The sequence below is a fragment of the Bradyrhizobium semiaridum genome (assembly GCF_020329505.1).
In the GTDB taxonomy this organism is placed as follows: domain Bacteria; phylum Pseudomonadota; class Alphaproteobacteria; order Rhizobiales; family Xanthobacteraceae; genus Bradyrhizobium; species Bradyrhizobium semiaridum.
The window spans coordinates 25255-32750 of the sequence record NZ_JAGKJJ010000042.1 but is presented as its reverse complement, the minus strand read 5'-3'; the positions used below and the strand labels follow the sequence as shown (position 1 = coordinate 32750).

Below are 7496 nucleotides of genomic sequence, written 5' to 3'. Positions count from 1 at the left end.
CGCGCGGCGGCAGCACGCCGGCCCAGGTGTCGAAGACCTGCACGCAATCGGCGCCGGCCTTGAGCTGGCCGACCAGGTGCCGGATCGAGTTCTCGACCAGCACGTCGATGATTCGCGCAAATGCGTCCGGATGGCGGTAGGCGAGCATCCGTGCCGGCGCCTGATCCGGCGTGCCTTGGCCGGCCACCATGTAGGTCGCAACCGTCCACGGCGCGCCGCAGAAGCCGATCAGGGCGATGTGCGGCGCGAGCTCGCGCCGGACCCGGCGCAACGTCTCATAGACCGGCTCGAGCTTGCCGAAATCGGCATGCGTCGCCAGCGCCGCGATCTCATCCGGCGTATTCAGCGGATCGAGCCGCGGGCCTTCGCCGGCCTCGAAGCGCACCGCGCGGCCGAGCGCGTAGGGGATCACCAGGATGTCGGAGAAGATGATCGCGGCGTCGAAGTTGAACCTTCGGATCGGCTGCAGCGTGACTTCCGCTGCATAATCCGGCGTGAAGCAGAGATCGAGGAAGCTGCCGGCCCTGGCGCGCAGCTCGCGATACTCCGGCAGATAGCGGCCGGCCTGCCGCATCATCCACAGGGGCGGCACGCTCTGCCGGCGGCCCGACAATACATCGATCAACGGCTTGGTCGCGGAATCCTGGGGCACGCGAAAGTTCCTGGTCAGGTCAAATTTGCCGCCCCTGATACACGGTGCGTTGCCGTGGGCCAAGGCGGATCTGGAACCGGTGCGCGCGCGGGAGCGTTGTTGCGCGGATGGAGGACCGCATGGCTGAGAAATTCGACCCCGCTGCGCATGACAAGCATGCCGAGAAGCCGAACGACGCACAGGCGGCGGACCGCAAGGCCCACAGGCGGCTGAAGGAGGGCCTGGAGGATACCTTCCCGGCATCCGATCCGGTCAGCGTGACGCAGCCCGCCCCGTCAAAGCCGGACGGCAAACGGGACAATTAGCTGGTATATCGCACCGGCCGCTAACCACGACGCAATTCGGTTTCAATGCGCGGCGACCGGCTCGCCGCGCATTGCGCTAGCTCGGCCCGCCTTCGGGGCGCGGGATCCGGTCGGATTCGAAGGTCACGCCGAGCCGGCGCTCCAGGCGCCAGACCATCGTGCAGCGCCTGCGCATCGGTTCGTTCTCGATCTGGAGGTCGAAGGCGAACGGAACCGCGACATCGCTTTCCAGCGCGAGCCCCGCGCCTCCGGTCGAGATGTTGAGCACGAGGCAGCCGATGCTGGCGTCGCGGAAGAAGATCGTTCCGCGCTTCATCAGAATGGTTCGCTGGCTGTCGGTCTTGTATCTTCTTGTTGTTGTGCTCACCGCAATCTCCTGCCCATGCGATGCCCGTCGCAGTCGTCCCCCTAGTTCACGAGCACCGCGCCGTCGCAGCGGATGCCCATGACCTGAACGTCGACCTGGCCGAGCCCGACGCCGAGCGTCGCGAGCAGCGACGCCAGCACCTGGTCCACCGGGCTCGTCACGCCGTTCAGGATGCCGGCAACCGCGGCCGTCAAACCCGGGATCGGCAGCGCGAGCGGGCCGAGATTGAGCTGAAGCGAGAGGTCGCCGAGCAAGCTGCCCGTCAGCGACGAGAGGAAGTTGGTGGTGTTCACCGTCTTCTTGGTCCCGGACTGGATCTCGCTGTAGCTGAAATTCACGTTCGTGGGCGTGGTGTTGCCCATGCCGGCATGAGCGAGGCCGGTGACGCCGATGCCGAGCACGTTGACCAGCGTCGCCGGCGGCGGGTTGGGTTTGGTCGTGAAGTTGTTCATGTCGGCGACGGTCACGTTGCCGATCCAGGCGTCGACGATTCCCGGCGTGACGCCGATCGCGACCTGCGACGTACTGATGTTCGGATGACCGCACGACACCGTGTTGAGGGTCGCGGTGCCCGAGGCGACCTCGACATAGATCGGCAGGTTGATCGCTGAGACGCTGCCGCTGCCGAGAACCTTGACCGAGATCAGCAGCCGGGTCTGCGCGGTGTGGACGCTGACGCCCTGCGTGCCGACCGCGATCCAGCTCGATCCGACCGGGCGCTCGCCGACGGTCGCGAGCACGGAGACGTCGGCGATGCCGGGCAGGCCGAGATTGACCGAAGTCGCGATCTGATGGTTGCCGTTGGCGATCTGCGCCACCGTGGAAATCAGGTCGAACACCGAAACACTGGCGCCGACCTTCGGCTTCTGCCCCACCGTGAGGTTGGCAAACGGCCCGAGATCGACCAGCGTGCCGGGCGAGATCTTGGTCGGGCTGCCGGTCACGGCTTGGGAGATCGTCGACAATGCGGTGGTCGCGGCGTTTGCGCCATTGGTGATCTGCTGCGTCGTCAGTGCGGCAGCGACGATGTCGCCGACCTTGATGTTGCTGGACAGAAGATCGTTGTAGGTGACGCCGGTCAGATTGACCCGCGTCGCCAGCGCCGACAGGAAGTCCAGCGCGTCGATCTTGGCGCTGATCAGCGCGTTGTAGTCCATCACCGAGAGCGACAGCGTCGTGCCCAGCATGCTGCCGAGCAGCGCGTTGATCACGCCGCCATTGACCGACAGCAGCCGCGACCCGATCGCGAACGATGCCATTTCGGTCGACGTCGCGGTGGCGGTCGTCCTGATCGTGTAGTTGCTCGCACCGGTGAGATATCGCGCGAAGTAGAGCGGGGTCTGCGTATTGAGCGTGATGCGCGCGGCATTCGGCGTGCCGACCGCCGGGGTTACGAAGCGCGCCTGCGGCGAGATCGCGGCGTTGGCCGTGTAGGTCCCGGTTTCAACCTTGACCAGCGCGCTGGCCGGATACTTGTTCTGGGTCACCGTCGCGGTGGCCGCGTTGGTCGCATTGCTCAGATTGGCGGCGGCGACGATGGCGGCGAGGTCGGCCGTGCTCTGCGTCTTGCGCCGATCGGCGAAGATCGTGCCGAGATCGACCGCGAGCCCGGCGCAGCCGACGACGAGCGTCATCAGGCCGGCGCTGATCATTGCGAAGTTGCCGCGTTGGTCGGCGCCGAAACGCCGCAACAGCTTGACGATCCCTGTCATTGTTAGAAGCCTCCGTACTGGATGGCCGCCGAGCGGGCGATCGTCGTCGGCGGAGTAGGGACGAAGGGCAGGCTGTAGATGAAGTTGCCAGCCGCGTTGTAGTTGACGGTCACGACATAGACATTGGCGTTCGACGGCGACGGCGCGGCGCTGACCGAGAGATTGCCGGGCACCAGCAGCGGATAGGTCGAAGCATTCGCGGTGACGTAGCTCGTCGCCAGGCTACTGCGTTCGGTGTCGGTCATGCCGGCTACCGACGAACGCGCTGCCTCGGCAGCGAGTTGCTGCACGCCATGCACCATCGCGAGATATGAACCGAATACGATGATGCCGAATATGATCGCGAGAAACAGCGGCAGCATCAGTGCAAATTCGACGGCGGATGCGCCACTTCGACAGCGGAAAAATCTGATCATTGCACACCTCGAAACGCAAACAGTGGCGCCACGTTGCGAGGCTTTGATTAAGGAAAACTATGAAAACGCTTCCGCGAATCAGTGGCGGCAATCGGCCCTAATGAGAGCGCTCGATGTTATCGGCCTGCGGCGCCTGATGAGGAGATCAAAATATTTGATGCGATCCCCGCAGAAACCCGGGGGTGGTGCCGCGCGCCTGAGCAAATTCGGCTGTGGGATACCTCATCGATCCATCGCAATGCACGTAACGATACATATCCTGCGACATATGGCGACAAGCAATCCGACATCATTGAGAATTGCAGCTAAACTAATGTGCAACCAAATGTTAGTATAGCTGAATGACATACTATGGAGATCGTAATTGCGTCCCGTGCTGAGATTGGAGCGCTCGCGATGCACAGACCACGTCAACACTTGAATATCCCGACCGAGATCGTCCGCACCGTCGTTGCCATTGCTGAAACGGGAAGTCTGTCGAAAGCTGGAGAACGTCTCGGTCTCAGCCAGCCGGCAATCAGCTCGCAGGTGAAGCGATTGCAGAGCCTGGTTGGCGGCGCACTGTTCGTCAGAACAGCCAACGGCACCACAACGACCGAACTCGGAAAAGTCGCGGTGCAGCAGGCGCGGCGTATCCTCGAAGCAAATGACCAGCTGCTTCGGCTCGGCGGCAATCACGAGGGACCACAGCCGCTGCGACTTGGCGTCAGCACGATGCTTGCCGAGGAGTTTCTGAAGCTCCATCCCTCCGATGCGCTCACCGATGTCCTGGTCCACGTCGACATGTCGGCGACCGTCGCCAGGGGACTGATCGACGGCTATATCGACATCGCCTTGCTCTACAGCAATCCGGTGCTCGATGCCGAAGCCGAACTGACGATCGCCGCCGAGGCCGAGGAACGTTCGGTGTGGGTACGTTCACGGGATTTTGTCCTGCGTCCCGGCGCGCCGATCCCGATCCTGGCCTGGCCGGGCGACGACTGGATGATCCGCACCCTCACCAAGCACAACATCTCGTACAAGATCGTGTTCAGAAGCCCGAACCATCAGCTGCGGCTGGAGGCGGCGCGGGCCGGATACGGGCTGACGGCGTGCCCGGAGCGCATGATCCCGTCCTTCCTCGTGTCGGCGAAGGACTACTATCTGCCTGAGCTGCCGGTGCACAGGCGCCTGTTGTGCGTCCGTCCGGGGCTCGAGGGCAGCCGCGCGACGGCGATGGTGCAGCGATTGTCGAGCCTGTTCTTCGCCAGCACGAAGCCGATCCGCCAAGTGAGCAACATGTGAGCAACATGTAGCTCGTCCGGTGCCGACGCGCCCGGCGGCGCCGTTCAATAGTGCGGTGGAGGCTCGTTGGCGGGCCCCGGCGCAAGGCGCTCGGCATCCTGAAGCCGGTCGCGCAACTCGGCGATCTGGCGCGTCAGCGCGTCGATCTGCTTCCACTGCGCGGTGATGGTCTGGTTCAGCGTCTCGATGGTCTCGTCCTGGTAGGTCAGGCGGACCTCCAGCGCATCGATCCGTTCGCTGAGTTTCGCGGCGTCATTCATCGGCAGCGCTCTCGCCTGTCCGTTCGCGCAGCCCGTGTCCGAGCGCGACGCGCTCATCGAACACGAAGCACTCGCCGCGCCAGCGGCTGTCACGCTCCGGCATCTCTTCGAGATATCTCAGGATGCCGCCCTTGAGGTGATAGACCTCGGCGAAGCCCTGCGCGAGCAGATAGGCGCTCGCCTTCTCGCAGCGGATGCCGCCGGTGCAGAACATAGCGATCTTCCTGTGCCTGGCCGGATCGAGATGATCGGCGGCGAATTGCTTGAACTGCCCGAAACTGGCGATCCGCGGATCCACCGCGCCTTCGAAGGTGCCCATCGCGACCTCGAAGGCGTTGCGGGTATCCAGCACGAGCGTGTCGGGACAGGTGATCAGCGCGTTCCAGTCGGCGGCCGCGACATAGGTGCCGACTTGCCGGTTCGGGTCGACCCTGGTGTCGCCGAGCGTCACGATCTTCTTCTTCAGCCGCACCTTGAGCCGTCCGAACGGCATCCGCGCAGCCTCGGAGAATTTCAGCTCGAGATTGTCGAGGCGGCGGGCGAACAGGGAGCCGTGCTGCAATTCCGCGACGAAGGCGTCGATGCTCGCGGCGCTGCCGGCAACGGTGCCATTGATGCCCTCCGGCGCCAGCAGCACGCTGCCCTTCAGATCGACCCCGGCGGCGAGTGCGCGCAGCGGCTCGCGCAAGGCGCGGAACTCCGGCAGCGCGGCGAATTGATAGAGGGCGGCAACCTTGAGCGGCATGGCGGGGGTTTATCAGGCCGGCCCCGCGCGCGAAACCCCGCAAAGTCATGCGTTATCGTGATAATTCCTCTGGCATGCCAGCCATTGCCCTGCCGGGGATGAATGTGTCATGTACTGCGGCATCCGCCGCGCAGCGTCAGCACATCCCGATCAAGCGAGCTCTCCATCATGAGGAATTTCCATTTCGCCGGCCGTTCCACCGTCCACGCCCAGAACGCGATGGTGGCGACCTCGCATCCGGAAGCCGCGCTTGCGGCCATCGAGGTGATGCGCGAGGGCGGCACGGCGGCCGACGCGGCGGTGGCCGCCTGCGCGCTGCTCGGCGTCATCGAGCCGCAATCGACCGGCATCGGCGGCGACTGCTTCGCGCTGATCCAGCCGCGCGGCGAGGGCAAGATCACCGCCTATAACGGCAGCGGCCGCGCGCCGATGGCGGCGACCGCGGACTGGTATCTCGAGCGCAAGATCAATTCGGTGCCGCTGACCTCGGCGCACGCCGTCAGCATTCCCGGCGCTGTCGATGCCTGGGACGTGATCCTGAAGGATCACGGCAAGTTCGGGCTCGACCGGCTGCTGCAGCCGGCGATCAAGGCCGCCGAGGAGGGCTACGTGGTCGCCCCGCGCATCGCCTTCGACTGGAAGAACGGTTTCGAGAAGCTGAAGAACGGCACCAACACCGAGCGCTACTTGCTGCCGCACGGCAAGCCGGCGGTGGCCGGCGACGTGATCCGCCAGCCCGAACTCGGCAAGACGCTGCGCGCGATCGCGCAAAAGGGCCGCGACGCATTCTATAGCGGGGAGATCGCCGCCGACATGGTCGACACGCTGCGCGGCATCGGCGGCCTGCACACGCTGGAGGACTTTGCCGCGCATTCGACCGAGACGACCTCGCCGATCGGCACCATGTACAAGGGCCATGACGTCTGGCAGTGCCCGCCGAACGGCCCGGGCATCACCATGCTGGTGATGCTCAACATCCTCTCGCGCTTCGACCTGACGCAATTCAAGCCGCTGAGCGTCGAGCGATTCCATTTGGAAGCCGAGGCCGCCCGCATCGCCTACATGATGCGCGAGCAGTATATCGGCGATCCCCAGCATGCGCATGTCGACGTCGCCGGCATCCTGTCGAAGGAGTTCGCCGACGAGCACATCAGGAATATCCGGATGGACCGGCTGCTCGACCTGCCCAACGTCGCGCCGCCAATGAATCCCTCGACGGTCTACATCACCGTGGTCGACAAGGATCGCAACGTCTGCTCGTTCATCAACTCGATCGCGCATTCGTTCGGCTCGGCGATCGTCTCCAACAAGACCGGCATCCTGCTGCAGAACCGCGCCGGCGGCTTCCGCATCCAGCCCGGCCACCCCAACTGCATCGCGCCGGGCAAGCGCCCGCTGCACACCATCATCCCGGCGCTCGCGACCAAGAACGGCCGCGCCGTGATGCCGTTCGGCGTGATGGGCGGACAGTATCAGCCGGTCGGCCAGACCCACGTGCTGACCAACATGCTGGACTATGGCTGCGACGTGCAGGAGGCGATCGACATGCCGCGCGGCCTGCACTACGAGGGCGTCTATCAGCTCGAGGACAGCGTGCCGGCCGAGATCGTCGAAGGGCTGAGGAAGATCGGCCACAAGACCACCAGCGTGGTGGCGCCGCTCGGCGGCGGCCAGGCGATCTGGATCGACTGGGACAAAGGCACGCTGACCGGCGGCTCCGATCCGCGCAAGGACGGCTGCGCGCTCGGCTACTGA

The 7496-nt window shown here is 64.8% G+C and carries 9 protein-coding genes; 3 read left to right on the top strand and 6 right to left on the bottom strand.

The genetic code is table 11. The features are described from left to right. Positions 1 to 652, bottom strand: a 652-nt coding sequence (locus J6500_RS29500; protein ID WP_312018249.1) for a uroporphyrinogen decarboxylase family protein, incomplete at its 3' end; no start/stop codon positions are given. A gap of 119 nt (positions 653 to 771) precedes the next feature. On the opposite strand from J6500_RS29500, the gene J6500_RS29495 reads away from it, so the two are divergent. Then, positions 772 to 957 carry a hypothetical protein gene (locus J6500_RS29495; protein WP_225716220.1) on the top strand — a complete coding sequence of 62 codons (186 nt, stop codon included), beginning with the start codon at positions 772 to 774 and terminating at the stop codon, positions 955 to 957. 76 nt (positions 958 to 1033) lie between these two features. Here the strand turns inward: J6500_RS29495 and J6500_RS29490 are convergent, their stop codons facing one another. The 3 genes from J6500_RS29490 to J6500_RS29480 are packed head-to-tail and all read right to left on the bottom strand — an operon-like array spanning position 1034 to position 3452. Then, complete coding sequence (locus tag J6500_RS29490; protein ID WP_225716219.1) at positions 1034 to 1324, bottom strand: PilZ domain-containing protein; 291 nt, start codon at positions 1322 to 1324, stop codon at positions 1034 to 1036. A 41-nt stretch (positions 1325 to 1365) separates the two neighbouring features. Further along, positions 1366 to 3036: a pilus assembly protein TadG-related protein gene (locus tag J6500_RS29485; protein WP_225716218.1), complete on the bottom strand. Its 1671-nt coding sequence runs from the start codon at positions 3034 to 3036 to the stop codon at positions 1366 to 1368. Between the two features lie 2 nt (positions 3037 to 3038). Further along, positions 3039 to 3452: a TadE/TadG family type IV pilus assembly protein gene (locus J6500_RS29480; RefSeq protein WP_225716217.1), complete on the bottom strand. Its 414-nt coding sequence runs from the start codon at positions 3450 to 3452 to the stop codon at positions 3039 to 3041. Positions 3453 to 3848: 396 nt separating this feature from the next. On the opposite strand from J6500_RS29480, the gene J6500_RS29475 reads away from it, so the two are divergent. Next, complete coding sequence (locus tag J6500_RS29475; protein WP_225716216.1) at positions 3849 to 4736, top strand: LysR family transcriptional regulator; 888 nt, start codon at positions 3849 to 3851, stop codon at positions 4734 to 4736. Positions 4737 to 4780: 44 nt separating this feature from the next. On the opposite strand, the gene J6500_RS29470 is transcribed toward J6500_RS29475, so the two are convergent. After that, on the bottom strand, positions 4781 to 4996 hold the full coding sequence (locus J6500_RS29470) for a SlyX family protein (RefSeq protein ID WP_225716215.1): 216 nt from the start codon (positions 4994 to 4996) through the stop codon (positions 4781 to 4783). Further along, entirely contained in the window at positions 4989 to 5741 is a 753-nt protein-coding gene (gene trhO / locus J6500_RS29465) for an oxygen-dependent tRNA uridine(34) hydroxylase TrhO (RefSeq protein WP_225716214.1), read from the bottom strand. Before trhO ends, J6500_RS29470 begins: the two co-directional genes overlap by 8 nt. Before the next feature lie 168 nt (positions 5742 to 5909). Between trhO and ggt the strand changes: the two genes are divergently transcribed. Then, positions 5910 to 7496: a gamma-glutamyltransferase gene (ggt, locus tag J6500_RS29460; RefSeq protein WP_225716213.1), complete on the top strand. Its 1587-nt coding sequence runs from the start codon at positions 5910 to 5912 to the stop codon at positions 7494 to 7496.

Bases quoted from the DNA above. Each gene is read 5' to 3' on its own strand.
- J6500_RS29475 (WP_225716216.1), top strand. From the start codon at position 3,849: ATGCACAGACCACGTCAACACTTGAATATCCCGACCGAGATCGTCCGC.
- J6500_RS29470 (WP_225716215.1), bottom strand. From the start codon at position 4,996: ATGAATGACGCCGCGAAACTCAGCGAACGGATCGATGCGCTGGAGGTC.
- ggt (WP_225716213.1), top strand. From the start codon at position 5,910: ATGAGGAATTTCCATTTCGCCGGCCGTTCCACCGTCCACGCCCAGAAC.
- trhO (WP_225716214.1), bottom strand. From the start codon at position 5,741: ATGCCGCTCAAGGTTGCCGCCCTCTATCAATTCGCCGCGCTGCCGGAG.
- J6500_RS29480 (WP_225716217.1), bottom strand. From the start codon at position 3,452: ATGATCAGATTTTTCCGCTGTCGAAGTGGCGCATCCGCCGTCGAATTT.
- J6500_RS29485 (WP_225716218.1), bottom strand. From the start codon at position 3,036: ATGACAGGGATCGTCAAGCTGTTGCGGCGTTTCGGCGCCGACCAACGC.
- J6500_RS29495 (WP_225716220.1), top strand. From the start codon at position 772: ATGGCTGAGAAATTCGACCCCGCTGCGCATGACAAGCATGCCGAGAAG.